At 53.0% G+C, this 18,317-nt stretch carries 16 protein-coding genes; 15 read left to right on the top strand and 1 reads right to left on the bottom strand.

All coding sequences use genetic code 11. The features are described from left to right. The first annotated feature begins 41 nt into the window (after positions 1-41). The 9 genes from ELY33_RS07580 (at position 42) to tilS (ending at position 10,790) form a co-directional block, all read left to right on the top strand. On the top strand, positions 42-548 hold the full coding sequence (locus tag ELY33_RS07580) for an OmpH/Skp family outer membrane protein (protein WP_126946286.1): 507 nt from the start codon (positions 42-44) through the stop codon (positions 546-548). A gap of 51 nt (positions 549-599) precedes the next feature. Further along, positions 600-1,637, top strand: coding sequence for a UDP-3-O-(3-hydroxymyristoyl)glucosamine N-acyltransferase (gene lpxD, locus ELY33_RS07575; RefSeq protein WP_126946283.1), 1,038 nt, complete (start codon positions 600-602; stop codon positions 1,635-1,637). A 134-nt stretch (positions 1,638-1,771) separates the two neighbouring features. Beyond that, positions 1,772-2,215, top strand: coding sequence for a 3-hydroxyacyl-ACP dehydratase FabZ (gene fabZ / locus ELY33_RS07570; RefSeq protein ID WP_009724151.1), 444 nt, complete (start codon positions 1,772-1,774; stop codon positions 2,213-2,215). Beyond that, positions 2,212-2,979, top strand: coding sequence for an acyl-ACP--UDP-N-acetylglucosamine O-acyltransferase (gene lpxA, locus ELY33_RS07565; RefSeq protein WP_126946280.1), 768 nt, complete (start codon positions 2,212-2,214; stop codon positions 2,977-2,979). Before fabZ ends, lpxA begins: the two co-directional genes overlap by 4 nt. Positions 2,980-3,040: 61 nt before the next feature. Then, positions 3,041-4,243, top strand: coding sequence for a lipid-A-disaccharide synthase (gene lpxB / locus ELY33_RS07560; protein WP_126946481.1), 1,203 nt, complete (start codon positions 3,041-3,043; stop codon positions 4,241-4,243). Beyond that, on the top strand, positions 4,233-4,850 hold the full coding sequence (gene rnhB, locus ELY33_RS07555; RefSeq protein WP_126946278.1) for a ribonuclease HII: 618 nt from the start codon (positions 4,233-4,235) through the stop codon (positions 4,848-4,850). Before lpxB ends, rnhB begins: the two co-directional genes overlap by 11 nt. Before the next feature lie 39 nt (positions 4,851-4,889). Further along, entirely contained in the window at positions 4,890-8,393 is a 3,504-nt protein-coding gene (gene dnaE / locus ELY33_RS07550) for a DNA polymerase III subunit alpha (RefSeq protein ID WP_126946275.1), read from the top strand. Positions 8,394-8,566: 173 nt separating this feature from the next. Then, positions 8,567-9,523, top strand: coding sequence for an acetyl-CoA carboxylase carboxyltransferase subunit alpha (locus tag ELY33_RS07545; protein WP_126946272.1), 957 nt, complete (start codon positions 8,567-8,569; stop codon positions 9,521-9,523). Further along, a complete protein-coding gene (tilS, locus tag ELY33_RS07540; RefSeq protein WP_126946269.1) occupies positions 9,504-10,790 on the top strand; it encodes a tRNA lysidine(34) synthetase TilS in 1,287 nt (428 codons plus the stop codon). The genes ELY33_RS07545 and tilS overlap by 20 nt, the downstream gene beginning before the upstream one ends. Here the strand turns inward: tilS and ppx are convergent. After that, positions 10,771-12,306: an exopolyphosphatase gene (gene ppx / locus ELY33_RS07535; RefSeq protein ID WP_126946266.1), complete on the bottom strand. Its 1,536-nt coding sequence runs from the start codon at positions 12,304-12,306 to the stop codon at positions 10,771-10,773. The genes tilS and ppx overlap by 20 nt on opposite strands. Before the next feature lie 466 nt (positions 12,307-12,772). Here ppx and rho point away from each other — a divergent pair, with 466 nt between their 5' ends. The 6 genes from rho (at position 12,773) to ELY33_RS07515 (ending at position 18,241) form a co-directional block, all read left to right on the top strand. Continuing rightward, positions 12,773-14,032, top strand: coding sequence for a transcription termination factor Rho (rho, locus tag ELY33_RS07530; protein WP_009724159.1), 1,260 nt, complete (start codon positions 12,773-12,775; stop codon positions 14,030-14,032). Between the two features lie 72 nt (positions 14,033-14,104). Then, complete coding sequence (gene ubiD, locus ELY33_RS07525; protein ID WP_126946263.1) at positions 14,105-15,598, top strand: 4-hydroxy-3-polyprenylbenzoate decarboxylase; 1,494 nt, start codon at positions 14,105-14,107, stop codon at positions 15,596-15,598. Positions 15,599-15,640: 42 nt separating this feature from the next. Further along, entirely contained in the window at positions 15,641-16,420 is a 780-nt protein-coding gene (locus ELY33_RS07520; protein WP_126946260.1) for an NAD(P)H-flavin reductase, read from the top strand. Positions 16,421-16,485: 65 nt separating this feature from the next. Beyond that, positions 16,486-16,614, top strand: coding sequence for a hypothetical protein (locus tag ELY33_RS18225; protein WP_279629875.1), 129 nt, complete (start codon positions 16,486-16,488; stop codon positions 16,612-16,614). A gap of 373 nt (positions 16,615-16,987) precedes the next feature. Beyond that, on the top strand, positions 16,988-17,155 hold the full coding sequence (locus ELY33_RS17830) for a hypothetical protein (protein ID WP_167470061.1): 168 nt from the start codon (positions 16,988-16,990) through the stop codon (positions 17,153-17,155). 3 nt (positions 17,156-17,158) lie between these two features. Beyond that, on the top strand, positions 17,159-18,241 hold the full coding sequence (locus tag ELY33_RS07515; protein WP_126946257.1) for a 3-deoxy-7-phosphoheptulonate synthase: 1,083 nt from the start codon (positions 17,159-17,161) through the stop codon (positions 18,239-18,241). The last annotated feature ends 76 nt before the right edge of the window (positions 18,242-18,317 follow it).

Genomic DNA, 18,317 nt, shown 5'->3' with positions numbered 1-18,317 from the left:
GGGATGCCACGGTACCCACCTAATAAAAAGGAGTAAATACGATGCGTAAACTGACAGCAGCTGTGTGCCTACTTGGCGCAATGACGCTTCCCGCCTACGCCGTTGCCGCAGAAGTGGCAGTGCTTGATTGGCGCGCCGCGTTAATGAATACACAGTCGGCGCAGTCATCGTTGAGCCAATTGGAAGGCCAAATTGGTAACCAGCAGCGCGAAGCACAAGCGCTGGGAGAAGAACTCCAGCGTCTGCAAGAGCGACTGCAGCGCGAAGGTGAGACGATGTCTCAATCCCAGCGAGACCCGCTAATTGCTGAGCTTCAGCAAAAGGGCGGCCGCTTTGAGCAGTTACGCCGTGAAGTACTCCAAGCCCAGCAAGCATCTGAGCAACGATTCCTAGAAGGTGCTGAGTCCAAGCTGGAGCAAGCGGTAGAACAGGTTCTTGAGCGTCACAACATTGATGTTTTGGTAGAACCTCAAGGCGTGTTGCACTCATCGAGTGACCTGCCTAATGTGACTAACGAAGTCACACAGATTTTTGATTCGCTAAACTAATTTTATGACTGTCGGTGCGGGCTGTCCGCACCCCTGTTTCTTTAGGCTCCCATGACGCACGCTTCTCATCACTTCACCCTTGCGGATATTGCACGTCACTTGGACGTCGATTTTGAAGGCGACGCCGAACAGCCGATTCGGGGTCTTGCAACGCTTAAAGAAGCAGCGTCTGACCAAGTTGCTTTTCTCGCTAATCGAGCGTACTTAAAAGACTTAGCAACCACGCAAGCAGCGGCGGTATTGCTTCATCCAGAGCATGGCAAGAATTGCCCTGTTCCGCGCCTAGAAATGGCTAACCCTTATTTAGGTTACGCCAAGCTTTCTCAATTGTTTGATCCGTTACCTGCTCGGGATATTACCGGTATTCACCCCACGGCCGTTGTGGCGAAGAGTGTCGTGATGGGTGAAGGCGTTTCTGTTCAAGCGCATGCGGTAATAGAAGCAGGCGTGATGCTCGGTGAACGTGTGGTGGTTGGTGCTGGCAGTGTGATTGGCGCGGACAGTGTGATTGGTGATGAGACTCGGCTACACGCTAACGTTACGGTCAGCCATGGAATTGTCGTTGGCAAACGAGTGATTTTGCAAAGTGGCTGCGTGATCGGTGGTGATGGTTTCGGTTTTGCTCATGACGGTGCCGGATGGCACAAAATCGCTCAATTAGGCGGGGTTGTATTAGGCGATGACGTTGAGGTCGGCAGTTGTTCAAGCATTGACCGCGGCGCGTTGGGAGACACCGTAATTGGTAACGATGTGAAAATCGACAGCCAAGTACAGATTGCGCATAACGTGAGCATTGGTGATCACAGCGCACTAGCGGGTTGTGTTGGTATTGCGGGTTCCACCAAGGTGGGCAAGCATTGCATGCTTGGTGGAGGCGTTGGACTTTCCGGACACCTCACTATTTGTGACGGCGTGCAGGTAACGGGGATGAGTCTAGTGACCAATTCGATTCATGAGCCAGGTGTCTACTCATCGGGTACCGGTGCCATGCACAATACCCAGTGGCGTAAGAATGCTGTGCGATTCAAGCAGTTAGATGAAATAGCCAAGCGCTTATCTCGTTTAGAGAAAAGCTATCGCAGTGAATAGTTACGTCAGTAATTTAGAGGCAGGTAGCTTGAGGCTGAATAGCAGCAGGTTATAATTCACTGCTTTTGACCAGCAAGTCTGCTGGCGCGTGCCTGATATGACTCAGGCCTTTTGTCATTTTAGAGGTCGTTACGATGGTTATGGATATTAACGAAATTCGCGAATACTTGCCTCACCGCTACCCATTTTTGCTGGTGGATCGAGTGACGCAATTAACCGTGGGAGAATCCATCGTTGCGTACAAAAATGTCAGTATTAACGAGCCGTTCTTTAATGGCCATTTTCCGCACCATCCCATTATGCCGGGTGTTTTAGTGTTAGAGGCGCTAGCTCAGGTGTGCGGTATCTTGGGCTTTAAAACGGTCAATAAACTGCCCGCCGACGGCTATGTTTACTATTTGGTAGGAAGTGACAATGTCCGCTTCAAACGCCCTGTGATGCCGGGCGACCAGTTAGTGTTAGAAGCCAATGTTATCCGTGGAAAACGTGGCATTTGGAAGTTCGCTTGTCGTGCCACGGTTAACGACGAATTAGCTTGCGAGGCGGAAATTATTTGTGCTGAGAGGAAGGTGGCTTGATACATCCTACTGCACTGGTTGACGCCAAAGCGCAACTCGCTGACGATGTTGAGGTTGGCCCATTTAGTGTTATTGGGCCAGAGGTCACGATTGGCGCTGGTTCTGTGATAGGCCCGCACGTGGTTATTAAAGGGCCTACCGTTCTAGGTGAGCGTACGCGAATTTTTCAGTTTGCTTCGGTAGGAGAAGACTGCCAAGACAAAAAATACGCAGGCGAGCCAACACGGTTGGTAATGGGGGATGATAACGTTGTTCGTGAAGGCGTTACCCTCCATCGTGGCACCGTGCAAGATCGCGGTGAAACCACCATTGGTTCGCGCAACTTATTTATGGCATATGTTCATGTAGGTCATGACTGTGTGGTTGGCAATGACTGTATTTTAGCCAACCAAGTTACTCTGGCAGGCCATGTTGTTTTAGGCGATCACGCGATTCTTGGCGGCCTCGCAGCTGTTCATCAGTTTTGCCACTTTGGCGAGCATGCGATGGCCGGCGGTGGGTCGATTATTACCAAAGACACGCCCGCTTTTGTAATGATCAATGGCAACCCCGCTGAAGCGCGAGGCCTTAACCTTGTTGGCTTGAAGCGCCGTGGTTTTAGCCGTGACGCGATTAATGCGTTAAGCAGCGCCTACAAGCTGGTATACCGCCAAGGGTTAACTGTTGAGCAAGCGGTTAGCGAAATGCGCAGCCGGTTCGACCTGCCAGAAGTCACCACGTTCGCCGACTCTATTGAGCGGTCAACGCGCGGTATCGTCCGCTAATGACGTTGATGTCTAGTCGACATCAACGATGGATTCAAATGCCACTACTCCCCCCGTCCCCATGACACTTCAGCGCGTCTACATTGTTGCAGGCGAACTCTCCGGTGATATCCTCGGAGCAGGATTGATGCGCGAGCTGACGCTTCGTTATCCAGGAATAGAATTTCGTGGGCTGGGCGGCCCTCGTATGGAAGCAAATGGGCTGTCAAGCCGCTTTCCCCTTGAAACGTTATCGGTGATGGGCCTCGTTGAGGTCATAAAACACCTGCCTGAGCTCATTCGCGTGCGCCGTACTCTGCGTGAAGAGGCGCTGGCGTGGCAGCCTGATATTATGATCGGCATCGACGCGCCAGACTTCAATATTGGCCTTGAAAAGCAGCTACGTGCTGCCGGACTAAAAACCGCCCACTATGTCAGCCCTTCGGTGTGGGCATGGCGGCAGGGGCGTGTAAAAAAGATCGCCAAGGCGGTCGATGGTATGTTGACGCTACTGCCTTTTGAGGCTGACTTTTACCATCACCACCAAGTGCCGGTCGCTTTTGTGGGCCATCCATTGGCGGATGAATTACCGCTTGAGAATGATCGCCAGGCGACTCGCCAAGCGCTTGCACTGCCTGTTCAAGTACCCGTTTTGGCAATGTTGCCTGGCTCGCGGGGCAATGAAATACGCTTTCTTGGTGACACGTTTTTGCGCGCTGCTGAGTTGCTCTGCCAGCGTAATGAATCGCTGCATGTTGTCATTCCTGCTGCTACCCATCAGCGTTATCAAGAAATCAGCCAGCTTCTGGCAAACTACCCCACGTTAAGTAAGCGGGTCATGCTCTTGGAAGGCCAAGCCCGGGAGGCGATGGTTGCCAGTGATGCTGTGCTGCTTGCCTCGGGCACCGCTGCGCTAGAGGCCATGCTATGCCATCGTTCAATGCTAGTGGCTTACAAAATGGCACCGATGACCCACTGGCTGGCAAAGCGGTTGGTAAAAACCGAGTGGATTTCACTGCCTAATTTGATCGCCCAAGAGAGCATCGTGCCAGAGCTGATTCAAGACGCCGCGTCACCAGAAGCGATCGCTGATCGGCTTGACGAAATGCTTAACAATGCCCAAGAACGCAACGCCCTGGAAGCGCGTTTTGCCGATATGCACCTTGCGCTACAGCGCAATGCCAGCCAGCGGGCCGCACAGGCAATTACCTCGCTGGTAGCGGGTCAGCCGTTGGATAGCATCGAAGATATCGCTGACCAAGAAGGGAGTAACCATGGCCGGTAAGTCGACTGACTATCCTCCTTTGGTTGTTGGCTATCGAGGCGACTTATTAGCCGGCGTAGACGAAGTTGGACGTGGGCCACTGATCGGTAGTGTGGTCGCATCGGCGGTGATTCTTGATCCTAGCCGACCTATTGAGGGGCTTACGGATTCAAAAAAACTCACCGCGAAAAAACGCGAAGCGTTAGATGTGCAAATCCGCGAACGAGCGTTAGCCTTTGCTGTGGCCGAAGCCAGTGCAGCTGAAGTTGACCAGTTAAATATTTACCATGCCACCCATCTTGCTATGCGGCGTGCGATTGATGCGTTGGCACCAGCGGCCGAATATTTGTTGATAGATGGTAATCGGCTGCCTGGCCACGAGCTTCCTGGGCAAGCGGTGGTGAAAGGCGATGCCCGCCATCCGGCTATCGCCGCTGCGTCAATTTTGGCCAAGGTGGCGCGTGATGCACAGATGGCCGAGTTGGATCTGCGCTATCCTGATTATGGCTTTGCCCGCCACAAAGGGTATCCAACTAAAGAACACTTGGCGGCACTGTCTGCCTACGGGCCGCTTGTCGAACACCGCCGGAGCTTTGCACCGGTTCAGCGTCAGTTAGCGCTGCTGTAAGCTTTTTTCTATTTATCTAGCCTTGTTGCTGAGAGTCCCATGACGGTTCCGTTCGTTCATCTACGTTTGCACAGTGAATACTCCCTGGTTGATGGCTTGGTAAAACTCAAGTCACTGGTCAGCACCACCGCTGAACGCGGGATGCCTGCGCTGGCCTTAACCGATGAAGCCAACCTGTTTGGCCTGGTTAAATTCTACAAAGCAGCCCAGGGCGCGGGTCTTAAACCCATCATTGGCAGCGATTTGTGGCTGTATAATCCCCATGATGAGGCCCATCCTTATCGCATTACGCTGCTGGCGATGAACGAGGTCGGATACCGCAACCTCACCGAACTGATTTCTAAAGGATGGACTGACGGCCAGCGCCAAGGGCGGGCTATTCTGGACAAACAGTGGGTGTTGGCGCAAAGCGAAGGGTTGATTGCGCTATCGGGTGGGCGTGAAGGCGAGATTGGCCGCCACTTGCTGTCAGAGCATGAGCGCGAGGCTCGGGGGTTGTTAGAAGAGTGGCAACGCGCTTTTCCAGACCGCTTTTATCTTGAGCTAATCCGCACCGGACGCGCGCTTGAAGAGGACTGTGTTCACGCAAGTGTGACGCTGGCGATTGAATCGAATACCCCAGTGGTCGCGACCAATGACGTGCGTTTTTTGGAGCGGGAAGATTTCTGGGCGCATGAAACCCGCGTTGCCATCGGTGAAGGCAAGGCCCTGGATGACCCGCGCCGTGAGCAACGCTATACCGAAGAGCAGTACCTAAAAAGCCCTGAGGAAATGGCAGCGCTGTTTGCTGATATTCCTGAAGCGCTTGAAAACAGCGTCATGATTGCCGAGCGGTGTAGCGTTGACGTGCGGTTGGGCGAAATCTTCCTACCTGAGTTCGAAATTCCTGAGGGAATGACCCAGGATGAGTTCTTTCGCAACGTTTCCCACGACGGTCTCACCGAACGGTTAGATTTTCTGTTCCCTGCTGAACAGTACCCCCGCGATAGCGACGCGTATCGCGAGATTGATCAGCGCTACCGTGATCGGCTTGAGTTTGAACTGAACGTTATCATCCAGATGGGGTTTCCTGGCTACTTCCTGATCGTGATGGACTTTATCCAGTGGGCCAAGGATAACAACGTGCCAGTAGGCCCTGGGCGTGGTTCTGGTGCGGGCTCGTTAGTGGCGTACGTGCAAAAAATCACTGACCTTGACCCCATTGGCTACGACTTACTTTTCGAGCGCTTTCTGAACCCTGAACGTGTCTCTATGCCCGACTTTGACGTCGACTTTTGCATGGAAAAGCGTGACAAGGTGATTGAGTATGTGGCTAATCGCTATGGCCGAAACGCGGTATCTCAGATCGTCACCTTTGGCACAATGGCCGCTAAAGCGGTGGTGCGCGATGTGGCACGCGCCCAGGGGCGGCCTTACTCGTTGGGCGATAAACTCTCTAAGTTAATTCCGTTTGAAGTGGGTATGACGCTTGCTAAAGCGATTGAGCAAGAATCAGCACTGAAAGAGTTTATTAGCAACGATGAAGAGGCCGAAGAAATCTGGGAAATGGCCCTTAAGCTGGAAGGCACCACACGCGGTACCGGTAAACACGCGGGGGGGGTAGTCATTGCGCCTACCAAACTGACAGATTTCGCGCCGCTGCTATGTGATGAAGATGGCTCTGGCCTCGTGGTGCAGTTTGATAAAAACGACATTGAAGATGCTGGGCTAGTGAAGTTCGATTTTCTGGGCTTACGGACGCTAACAATTATCGACTGGGCGCTGGAAATGGTCGATAAAGTGCGGGGAGTAAACGGTCAAGCGCCACTTAATATCGACGCTATTCCGTTAGATGACAGCAAAACGTTTGAGATGCTTAAGCGAGCGGAAACGACCGCCGTTTTCCAGCTGGAATCCCGGGGTATGAAGGAGCTGATTAAGCGCCTGCTGCCCGATTCCCTCGACGATATGATCGCCCTAGTCGCCCTGTTTCGCCCGGGCCCGCTACAGTCGGGCATGGTTGATGACTTTATCAATCGTAAGCATGGCCGTGCTGAGGTCTCTTACCCACACCCAGATTATCAACATGACCTGTTAAAACCGGTACTAAGCCCAACCTACGGCATTATCTTGTACCAAGAGCAGGTCATGCAGATTGCTCAGGTAATGGCCGGTTATTCACTGGGGCAGGCAGACATGCTGCGCCGCGCTATGGGTAAGAAAAAGCCTGAAGAGATGGCTAAACAGCGTTCAGGCTTTATGGAAGGGTGTGCCGCCAATGGTATTGATAAAGACCTCGCCGGTAATATCTTTGATCTTGTAGAGAAATTCGCCGGCTACGGTTTTAACAAGTCGCACTCTGCCGCTTACGCCTTGGTGTCTTATCAAACCGCTTGGTTGAAAACGCACTATCCTGGCCCGTTTATGGCCGCCGTGATGTCGACGGAAATGGATAACCTGGATAAGGTCGTGCCGCTGATTGAGGAATGCCGCCACCTCAAACTGACGGTGACACCGCCGGATGTTAATGTCGGTGGATATAAGTTCACCGTTGATAAAGAGGGGCGCGTGGTTTACGGCCTGGGTGCCATTCGTGGTGTAGGTGAAGGCCCAATTGGCGCGATTGTCGAAGCCCGCAACACGGACGGCCCATTTAAAGACCTTTTCGATTTTTGTCGCCGTATTGATTCAAAGCGGATGAATAAGCGTACTTTGGAAGCGCTTATTCGCTCCGGCGCGCTGGATAATCTAGGCCCGAATAGGGCGGTGCTTAAGGCCGCGATGGAAGATGCTTTGAAAGCAGCTGCTCAAAATCACGCCAACCAAAATCTGGGTATGCTGGATATGTTTGGCGATGCATTTACGGCGGAAGAGGAAGAGACAGATCCTTACGCCGAGTACCTGGGTGTCCGTGAATGGACGGATCGTGAGCGTCTTTCTGGGGAAAAAGATACGCTAGGCCTCTATCTGACAGGTCATCCCATTGATGAGTATGAACGAGAGCTGAAGCGTTTTGTTTCTACCCGCATTAGTGATTTGAAGGCCTCTCGTGAGCCTCAGCGGGTGGCTGGTTTGGTGGTGGCCATGCGCACCATGAAATCTAAACGTGGCGATACAATGGCGTTTATCACGCTGGATGATCGTACTGGGCGCATCGAGGCTTCGCTGTTTGGTGAACTATTTGACCAACTGCGCGGCCAAATCGAGTCTGACCAAGTGATTATCGTGGAAGGGGAAGTATCCAACGACGACTTTTCCGGTGGCCTGCGCTTGCGGGGTAAAGACGTTACTCCAATGGTGACCGCGCGAATACGCTATGGCGAGGCGGTGGAGCTGGCGCTGGATGCTGAACAGATCAACGGACGTTTAGTCGATAATCTGCGCGAGAGTCTTAACCCTTACCGCGATAGCGGCGGGTTGCCGGTGCGGCTGCAGTATCGCCACTCAGAAGCGGTTGGATGGCTAGCGTTGGCTGATGAATGGAAGGTAGCTCCCAGCGACGATCTGTTGCTAGCCCTTCGTGATGTGCAAGGGCAGGTCGGCGTAAAGTTACGCTATCGCTAACAAACACTATAAACGTGCGTGCCACCGCCAGATTGAACGCTAAATGGCGGTGCGGCACGCTAATTGAAAAGGGGACTGCCTTGCGTGGCAGGTTCAGGGTGCGATAATGCTCCTTATATATGCCCGTTTCGACAAGGCTTCTTTTTTTTATAGGCAGCTTACAGGCAGAGCCGATGAATCCAAACTATCTCGATTTTGAACAACCCATTGCCGAGCTTCAGGCAAAGATTGAGGAGCTGCGTTTAGTCAACTCCGATAGCCAGTTGAACCTCTCTGATGAGATCTCGCGGCTAGAAGAGAAGAGCCGTAAGTTAACCGAATCGATCTTTAAGGACTTAACGCCCTGGCAGGTTTCCCAGATATCCCGCCATCCGCAGCGTCCTTATACGCTAGATTATCTTGAGCATATTTTCACTGACTTTGACGAGCTTCACGGCGACCGTAACTTTGCTGATGATGCGGCCCTGGTTGGCGGAGTGGCTCGCCTGAATGATCAGCCGGTGATGGTCATTGGTCATCAAAAAGGTCGCGATGTTAAAGAGAAGGTGCGCCGCAACTTCGGTATGCCACGTCCTGAAGGCTATCGTAAAGCCTGTCGCTTAATGGAAATGGCTGAGCGCTTCAAAATGCCTGTTTTAACGTTTATCGATACACCTGGTGCTTATCCGGGAATTGATGCGGAAGAGCGAGGTCAGTCGGAAGCCATTGCCTATAACTTAGCGGTGATGTCGCGTCTGAAAACGCCAATTATCTCCACCGTTGTCGGCGAAGGTGGCTCTGGTGGCGCACTGGCCATCGGTGTGTGTGATGAGCTACATATGCTGCAGTACTCCACTTATTCGGTCATTTCTCCGGAAGGCTGTGCGTCTATTCTTTGGAAGAGTGCTGAAAAAGCATCTGATGCCGCCCAAGCCATGGGTATCACGGCTGAGCGCCTTAAAGAGCTTGGTTTTGTTGATGAACTGATTAAAGAGCCATCGGGTGGTGCGCACCGTCATCCGCTAGACACAGCTAAGCGCGTTAAAGAGACATTGACCAACAGTCTGGAGCGTTTGCAACGCTTTGATAGCGATGCGCTGTTGGAACGCCGCTATAAGCGGTTGATGAGCTATGGCGCTTCAGCCGCTTAAACCGCTGTTACGTTTGCTCAGTGACGCCCTGGCGGAGACCCCGCCAGGGCGTACTATTTGGGTAGCGCTTTCTGGCGGGTTAGACTCCTCACTGCTAGTGACGTTGGCCGCTCAGGTTTGCCGAGATGCGGGTCGCCCGCTGCGGGCAATTCATATTAACCACGGCTTACAAGCCGCCGCCTGCGAGTTTGAAGCGCATTGTTTGGTGCTGTGTAATGCGCTTGATATATCGCTAGTGACGGCAAACGTTGCTGTGGATACTCAGGGCGAGGGTGTCGAGGGCGCAGCGCGGCGAGCGCGTTATCAAGCATTCACAAGGCATATTCCCAGTGGCGATACGCTATGGCTAGCCCAGCACCAAGATGATCAAGCGGAGACGTTGTTGTTGGCGGCGCTTCGCGGCAGTGGCGTGCGTGGCTTGGCAGGCATGCCTTTTCGCCGCGAGTGGCAAGGGCTTACTCTGCTGCGCCCCTGGCTAAATGTCAGTAGGCAAACGCTGGCAGAGGCAGCGCATGAGCTATCAATAAACTGGTGCGAAGACCCAACAAACCGCGACATTGCGTTCGACCGCAACCGTTTACGTCATCAGGTGATGCCTGCTCTACAGCTTCGTTGGCCTGGGGCAGCACGTGCCCTTGCCAACAGTGCCCAGCATGCCGGAGAGGCAGATCAACTGTTGGAGGCCTATGCCGTGGAAGAACTGGCAACGCTGATGCGAGGAGAGCACTGTATAGATGCTGCGTTGCTTGGTCAGCGTTCCTTGCCGCACCAGCGACTGCTCGTTCGTACGCTTTGTGGTCAGCTAGGTCTCCCGGCGCCCACTCAAAAACGTCTCGAAAGCTTGCTTGCACAGCTAGATGCCAAGAACGACGCCCAAGTGAACATTGTATGGCCAGGGGCCGATGCGCGGATTTGGCGGCGCTGTCTTTATCTTATGCCGCCGCTTAAAACGTTGCCTAATTGGGAAGTCGAATGGGAGGGAGCTTCAGGGCAAACAACGCCCTTGGGCAGGCTAGACATCTCACTGCTACCACCTCGCCGCGTAACCCTGCGATGGCGACGCGGTGGTGAGGTGATTGCGCTAAAAGAGCGCGGACGGCGCGATATTAAACGCTTGCTCCAAGAGCGGGGAGAACCGCCCTGGGAACGTGAGCGTTTGATTGTCGTGATGGAGGGTGATTTATGTCTGGGGGTTATCCGACCACCTACCGACGTATTGTGTCAGGCTGAAGGGGTTGTTCTTAGCCCTACAAAACCGAAAACGTAAACCCAGCTGCTGTCATATACGCCTGTTCTTGCTCCATATCGGTACTTAATAGCGTCGGTTCATCGCTAGCAGGTAGTGTCATCGTAAGCGCCTGACCTTTGGCGCTAATCACTGGTATCGGAGAAACGTTTTCGGACCGCGAGTGATTAAGCAGCACAGCAAGGCGCAGCAAGCGAGCAAGCTTGGCACAACCTTCCTGGTGCGAAGCGGGGAGTGACTGCCACTCTTTAGTTGGAAACTTGCGTCGATGGGAGCGCACTAAAAATGCCAGCAAGCGCTGCTCTGGGCGTGAAAAGCCAGCCAAATCGGAATGCTCTAGTAAGTAGGCACCGTGGCGATGGAATTGACTATGAGAAATAGCCAAGCCAATTTCATGGACATGACTTGCCCAAACAAGGTAGTGGCCTTGTTCCTGGGTTAGTCCCCAGGCTTTTTTTACGTTATTAAATAGATGAAGGGCGGTGTCTGCGACATTTTCTGCCTGCCGGGAATCAACATCATAAATCCGCTTTAATGCATCCAAACTTTTAGAGCGAGTATCTTCTGGGCTATTCCGCCCCGTCATGTCATAGAGTACGCCTTCGCGCAGGGCGCCATCTGCAAAGCGCATTTGGGAAAGATTAAAGGCTTCAAAGATGGCGTTTAAAATGGCGATACCTGCCGGAAAGACTTTAGCCCGGTCAGGCTTTAGACCATCTAGCTCAACTTTATCCAGCTGTTTGCATTTTAGTAAGCGCTCGCGCAGTTTTTTCAGCCCGCTACGGGTGATGACGCCTTCCTGAGGCGAATCACCGTAAGCGAATAGCACGCTAGCGGCCGCTTTAATCGTTCCGCTGGAGCCCACAGGGTCATCCCAACCAAGGCGCTGATAGGGCCGCTGAATATTGGCCAGCTCTGAAAGGGCGGCTAGCTCAGCGCGACGCATGCGCTTTTCGCCAAGTTCGCCATCAGGAAAAAAGCGGCTGCTGAAGGTGACGCAGCCCATGCGTAAACTCTCAAGCGCTCTGGGCTCAAAGGCTTCGCCAATAATAAATTCTGTCGACCCGCCACCAATATCAACAATTAAGCGGCGACCACTTTCGGCCAGCGCATGGGCAGCGCCTAAATAAATAAGACGGGCCTCTTCGCGGCCAGCAATTATTTCGATAGCGTGACCAAGCTGCGCCTCGGCGCGTTCGATAAACGTTTGACTGTTATGGGCATCGCGTAACGCATTGGTACCGACAATGCGAAGATGGGCATCCTCAATGCCGGTAAGAAACGGTGCGAAGCGCCCCAGGCAATCCAATGCACGCTGCATTGCTGCTTCGCTTAAATAGCCGTTCTCGTCTAGCCCTGCGGCTAACTGAACTTTTTCACCCATTCTGGCAACGACTTGAAGGCGCTCGTGTTGATAATTGGCAACCAACAGATGGAAGCTATTGGAACCCAGGTCGATGGCGGCTAAACGCCGCGGTTCGGTGTTATCTGGTTCAACCGACGGTGCGGTTTGAGAGAGCGAAATTTCCTTGGGCATGGGCTTTCCTTACTAGTGACTATGCCAAGGTTGCGGTGCCCCATTAGCATTGTCAATTGTCAAAGGCTTGCGTTTATCGTGGGCCTTGACTACCATCGGGTTACTGGCTTGATCCGAGTTAACGTATTTGCCTATTATACAGGCGTATCACTCGGGCACCCCGAGCAGTACGTATCCAAATGGCATCAGCCAGATGTCCAAGTCGTCAGATAACCCGCTGAAACAGCATTTTCTGTGCCGATCAGATTAACTAGTTTATTAGCACCCTCACGCTAAGCAGTCATTTATGCCGATACTCTTTTATTGGCATTTACCTCAAGACTGTCTAGCTTTCAGTATCTGAGCGTGTGCCTAGATGGGTTCTGAACGCATCACTCGGCGCTTTGCCCTACTATTTAGGCCACGCCTCCTATCTTACTCCCGGCGCTTGTCGCCCAGCTTCCATGAGCAATTTTCTAACACACCGATGAATCTCACTGAACTCAAGCAAAAAACCGTTCCCGAGCTGCTCGATATCGCCCGCGAGATGGGTATCGACAACCTAGCCCGTTCGCGCAAGCAGGACATCATTTTCGCCATCCTCAAAAAGCATGCAAAAAGCGGAGAGGACATTTATGGCGACGGTGTGCTGGAAATCCTTCAGGATGGCTTCGGCTTCCTGCGTAGCGCCGACAGCTCGTACCTCGCTGGGCCGGATGATATCTACGTATCGCCGTCTCAGATCCGTCGTTTTAACCTGCGTAAAGGCGACTCCATCTCTGGCAAAATCCGCCCGCCCAAAGAAGGTGAGCGCTACTTTGCCCTGCTCAAAGTTAGCCAGATCAACTTTGATCGTCCGGAAAATGCCAAGCATAAGATTCTCTTTGAGAACTTAACGCCGCTGTTTCCGGATGACCGGATGCGCATGGAGATCGGCAATGGCTCCACTGAGGATCTCACCGCCCGCATCATTGATCTAACAGCGCCGATTGGTAAAGGTCAGCGTGGTCTATTGGTGTCGCCGCCAAAAGCGGGTAAGACACTGATGCTACAGAATATTGCGACGTCAATTACGCGCAATAATCCTGAGTGCCATTTGATCGTATTGCTAATTGACGAGCGCCCCGAGGAAGTGACCGAAATGTCACGCACCGTGCGTGGCGAAGTGGTTGCCTCTACCTTCGATGAACCGCCCGCCCGCCACGTGCAGGTGGCCGAAATGGTTATCGAAAAAGCTAAGCGCCTGGTAGAACACAAAAAAGACGTAGTGATTCTTCTCGACTCTATTACCCGCCTAGCACGTGCTTATAACACCGTGGTGCCTAGCTCCGGTAAAGTGCTAACCGGTGGTGTGGATGCTCATGCACTTGAGAAGCCAAAACGTTTCTTCGGTGCTGCGCGTAATATCGAAGAAGGCGGTAGCCTGACGATTATCGCCACCGCGCTAGTCGATACCGGCTCGAAAATGGACGAAGTTATCTTCGAGGAGTTCAAGGGCACCGGTAATATGGAAGCGCATCTTGACCGCAAGTTGGCTGAGAAACGCGTGTTCCCCGCGATCAATATTCGTCGCAGTGGTACCCGTCGTGAAGATCTGCTGGCGTCTGAAGATGAAATGCAGCGCATGTGGATTCTTCGCAAGCTGCTAAACCCGATGGAAGACACGGCCGCTACAGAGTTTCTGATTGATCGTCTGAAAGATACCAAGACGAATCTGGAGTTCTTTGAAGCAATGAAGCGCCGCTAGGCGCTTCAATAAGGTCAAGCAACAGCGTTTGCAGTGCCTGACAGCCGAGGTAAGTGCCTTGAGGAGAGTGCCTTGAAGTACCACGACTTGCGCGACTTTATTGCGGCGCTTGAAGCGCAGGGTGAACTTAAGCGAATTAAAGCAGAAGTTGACCCTTATCTGGAAATTACCGAAATTTGCGACCGTACGTTGCGTGCCGGCGGCCCTGCATTATTGTTTGAGAATGTGAAGGGGCACAGCATGCCGCTGTTGGGCAATCTGTTTGGTACGCCTAAACGGGTCGCACTAGGCATGGGGCAAGAGTCGGTAGAGGCGCTGCGCGAAGTGGGTAAGCTACTGGCGTTCTTAAAAGAGCCAGACCCGCCTAAAGGGCTAAAAGACGCCTGGGATAAGCTGCCGATTTTCAAGCAAGTGCTTAGTATGGGGCCAAAAAGCGTCAAGCGTGCCCCTGTGCAAGCGCTATCGTTTGAAGGTGATGAGGTTGACTTAGGGTGTTTGCCGATCCAGCACTGTTGGCCTGGTGACGCGGCTCCGCTAGTGACCTGGCCGTTGGTAATTACCAAAGGCCCGCACAAAAAGCGCCAAAACCTCGGCATTTATCGACAGCAGAAAATTGCTAAAAACCGCCTGATTATGCGCTGGCTCTCTCATCGCGGCGGTGCGCTGGATTTTCTTGAATTTCAAAAAGCGCATCCCGGTGAGCCATTTCCTGTGGCAGTGGCGCTGGGGGCTGATCCTGCAACGATTTTGGGCGCCGTTACACCGGTACCTGATTCTCTCTCCGAGTACGCGTTTGCTGGGCTTCTTCGCGGTTCACGCACTGAACTTGTCAAGTGCGGACACGCTGACCTGGAAGTGCCTGCGTCTGCCGAGATAATTCTGGAAGGGTTTATTTACCCCGACGATATGGCGCCTGAAGGACCCTTTGGCGATCACACCGGTTATTACAACGAAGTCGATCACTTCCCTGTTTTTACTGTTACGCGGATGACCATGCGGCGAGACGCGATATATCACTCCACGTATACTGGCCGCCCACCCGATGAGCCAGCTATTCTAGGCGTCGCGCTTAACGAAGTGTTTATCCCAATCCTGTGTAAGCAGTTCCCCGAGATCGTCGACTTTTACCTACCGCCGGAAGGATGCTCCTATCGGATGGCCGTCGTGACCATGAAGAAGCAGTACCCTGGTCACGCCAAGCGGGTCATGATGGGCGTTTGGAGCTTTTTGCGCCAGTTCATGTACACCAAGTTTGTCATTGTATTGGATGACGACGTTGATGCGCGTAACTGGGAAGACGTGATGTGGGCCATTACCACGCGTATGGATCCGGCACGTGATACCGTAATGGTGGAAAATACGCCCATTGATTACCTCGACTTCGCGTCGCCGGTGTCCGGGCTGGGTTCTAAGATGGGGCTCGACGCCACCAATAAATGGCCAGGCGAAACGGATCGAGAGTGGGGAACCCCCATCGTGATGGACGATGCGATAAAGACGCGCGTTGACGAGCGTTGGGACGAACTAGGCATCGACATCCCGTTACCCACACCTCGCCACGGCTAACTCAGCGGCGCAGGTCGAACGACTTTTCATAAAGAGGCTTTCATGAGTGCAAGCACGTTAACTTGCAAGACGTTAACCTGCCAGGTAATTGCTGTTGAGGATTTAAATCCCGACGTCTTTGGGGTGACCCTAGAAGGGCGGCCCGAAGCCATGCAGCATGCCCCTGGTCAGTATTTAGAGCTGAAGCTGGACGATAGCACCTGGGTGCCGTTTTCTATTGCCAGCGCTGAGCGTGGTGATGGCATTATTGAATTGCACATTCAGCACTGGCCTGAGCGGGACAACTCGGCTCGTCTTCGAGAGTTATTACAGGTAGCCAACCAGTTGACCGTTCGCTTACCCAGCGGTAAATGTGTACTGGATGCTGAAAGCGAGCGTCCGCTACTGCTGATAGCGGCAGGCACTGGTTTTTCACAGATGAAAGCCATTGTAGAAGCGGCACTGCGGCGGCAGCCCGCTCGACCTATTTCACTTTGGTGGGCAAATCGCGAGCATCGCGACCTCTACGCTGAAGACTTGGCCTGCGAGTGGGCGCAGCAGCATGCAAATGTTGCCTTTCAAGCCGTCACAGAGTTTCCGCTTACCGAGCCGTTGGCGGCTGGGGAGCGTATTTCACACCATCAAGGACGCATTGACCTGGTGCTAGAAAGTGCGCTTGAGGGCGAGCTCGCAGGGGCTGCATTGACACCCAACGACTGTGATATTTATCTATCGGGCTCACCGGGAATGGTGTATGCCTGTATCGATGTGCTGGAACGAAAAGACATCAGCAGCGAGCGAGTGTTCTCTGATGTATTTGCTTACGCTCCTCGCCCTCACTAGAATATCGCCCTATAACTGACCCACGGCGTGAGCCGATGACTGACACCGATATAAAGGAGGCTCTCATGGCCCACCATAACGACAACTTCAAAGACGAATCAGGTTTACTTTCTATTGTGCTCGGCGTTGTGGTCCTGGTGAGCATGAGTGCACTGCCCGCAACGATTGGTTGGATACAAGCGTTTGGCGGCTGATAGTTGCCATTTTCTCCGTATGCAGGCAGGATTGAATAGTTAGTCTTTATTGCTTTCGAGTAAACGCAGTCAATCAGGATATCGCCATGCACGCAGCACAATGCACTCATCCAACACAAGCTAAGCCAATACAAGCTAAGCCGCTATCATTTATCGGTGCCCGGGTGTTTGCGTTTGTTTATGCTGCCTATTGGTTTAGCCGCGGTGTGCCCTTGGCCGGCCAGTAGCGTCGCGTCAACAGGCACACCGATTAGGTTGCCTGCCGCATGCAAAGAAGCCTCGGTTGGTAGCCCAACCGAGGCTTCTTTCGTTTTAACCGTTTATTTAGTTTAACTACCCAGATTTTACAGGAATTTCATCAAGGAGCTGCATCATGATGTACCGCGCAAACTCTCTCGCTAATTTGCTCGCCAACTATATCGGTTATGGCTATGGCTGGCGATTTAGCGACGCGCGGTCGGTGCAAGCTGCCACCTCCGATCGTGCAAGCCAGGGTGGCAAGGTGCTGTTGTCACGATGCTACACGCTTTCGGAGAGTTGAGTTATGAACGCCCATGTCAGTCCTGCTTGCACGACGTTGTCAAAAAACTTAGCGTCACCAATGAACGATTCCTTGAACTCATCCCAGCCGTTGCCTTTACCGGCAGAGCTACGCCGCAATGTCGCTATCAATGGCCAGCTGGGTGAGCAAATTGCCCATCAGCGCCAGGCGGTTCAGCGTATTCTGAACGGTCAGGATAAGCGTTTATTAGTGGTTGTCGGCCCTTGTTCCGTCGACGATCCAAAGGCGGCATTGGAGTATGCCGACCGGCTAGCTGCCCTCAGCGAGGAAGTTAGCGGGCAACTGCTACCGGTCATGCGTGTTTACGTTGAAAAGCCGCGCACCACGGTGGGTTGGAAGGGGTTGGCATATGATCCCGCGCTGGATGGTAGTGGCAATATGTCAACGGGTATTACTCTCTCAAGAAAGCTAATGCACGCGGTTGCCTCGCGGGGCTTGCCGGTGGCCACAGAGCTTTTACAGCCAATGTTAGCACCCTATTTAGATGATTTGCTGAGCTGGGTCGCTATCGGTGCTCGAACGACCGAGTCGCAGTTACACCGTGAGCTAGCAAGTGATCTTGCGGCAGCGGTGGGGTTCAAGAATGCCACCAGCGGTGACGTTCAGGTCGCCATTGATGCCATGCAGGCAGCCGCTCATTCCCACCAGCGTTTCGCAATGGATAATGAAGGGCGCCCGATTATGCAGGAAACTGCTGGCAACCCAAATACTCACGTAGTGCTGCGGGGCGGTCACGGCGAGCCAAACTATCAAGCACATCATGTACGAGCAGCCGTGAATGCCTTACGTGAAGCCAAGCAGAACCCACGTTTAATGGTCGATTGCAGCCATGCTAATGCACGAAAAGATCATCGACGCCAAAGCGAAGTGATGCTCGACGTGTTGGCGCAGCGTAAAGCTGGCGATGCCAACTTAGTGGCGTTAATGCTCGAAAGCTACTTGTTTGAAGGTAAGCAAGCGCTGTCGCCCAACGCGATGCGCTACGGCGTATCGGTGACCGATGCCTGTGTGAGCTGGGAAACGACCGAACGATTGCTAAAAACTGCCGCTGAGCGAATGAGTTAAGCAGCACTGTTTGAGCGCCCTTGATGGCTGTGCTGGATAGCAGTACTTGATAACCGCACTTGATGACCTCTTGTTT

This window comes from Vreelandella andesensis (assembly GCF_003989795.1).
GTDB lineage: Bacteria > Pseudomonadota > Gammaproteobacteria > Pseudomonadales > Halomonadaceae > Vreelandella > Vreelandella andesensis.
This window is presented reverse-complemented; position numbering and strand designations above follow the sequence as displayed.

Excerpts from the sequence above, each read along its gene's own strand:
- ELY33_RS18225 (WP_279629875.1), top strand. The coding sequence starts at position 16,486 with ATGGCCCACCATAACGACAACTTCAAAGACGAATCAGGTTTACTTTCT.
- ELY33_RS07515 (WP_126946257.1), top strand. The coding sequence starts at position 17,159 with ATGAACGCCCATGTCAGTCCTGCTTGCACGACGTTGTCAAAAAACTTA.
- ELY33_RS17830 (WP_167470061.1), top strand. The coding sequence starts at position 16,988 with ATGATGTACCGCGCAAACTCTCTCGCTAATTTGCTCGCCAACTATATC.
- rnhB (WP_126946278.1), top strand. The coding sequence starts at position 4,233 with ATGGCCGGTAAGTCGACTGACTATCCTCCTTTGGTTGTTGGCTATCGA.
- ELY33_RS07580 (WP_126946286.1), top strand. The coding sequence starts at position 42 with ATGCGTAAACTGACAGCAGCTGTGTGCCTACTTGGCGCAATGACGCTT.
- ELY33_RS07545 (WP_126946272.1), top strand. The coding sequence starts at position 8,567 with ATGAATCCAAACTATCTCGATTTTGAACAACCCATTGCCGAGCTTCAG.
- fabZ (WP_009724151.1), top strand. The coding sequence starts at position 1,772 with ATGGTTATGGATATTAACGAAATTCGCGAATACTTGCCTCACCGCTAC.
- ppx (WP_126946266.1), bottom strand. The coding sequence starts at position 12,306 with ATGCCCAAGGAAATTTCGCTCTCTCAAACCGCACCGTCGGTTGAACCA.
- lpxD (WP_126946283.1), top strand. The coding sequence starts at position 600 with ATGACGCACGCTTCTCATCACTTCACCCTTGCGGATATTGCACGTCAC.
- dnaE (WP_126946275.1), top strand. The coding sequence starts at position 4,890 with ATGACGGTTCCGTTCGTTCATCTACGTTTGCACAGTGAATACTCCCTG.
- lpxB (WP_126946481.1), top strand. The coding sequence starts at position 3,041 with ATGACACTTCAGCGCGTCTACATTGTTGCAGGCGAACTCTCCGGTGAT.
- tilS (WP_126946269.1), top strand. The coding sequence starts at position 9,504 with ATGGCGCTTCAGCCGCTTAAACCGCTGTTACGTTTGCTCAGTGACGCC.
- ELY33_RS07520 (WP_126946260.1), top strand. The coding sequence starts at position 15,641 with ATGAGTGCAAGCACGTTAACTTGCAAGACGTTAACCTGCCAGGTAATT.
- rho (WP_009724159.1), top strand. The coding sequence starts at position 12,773 with ATGAATCTCACTGAACTCAAGCAAAAAACCGTTCCCGAGCTGCTCGAT.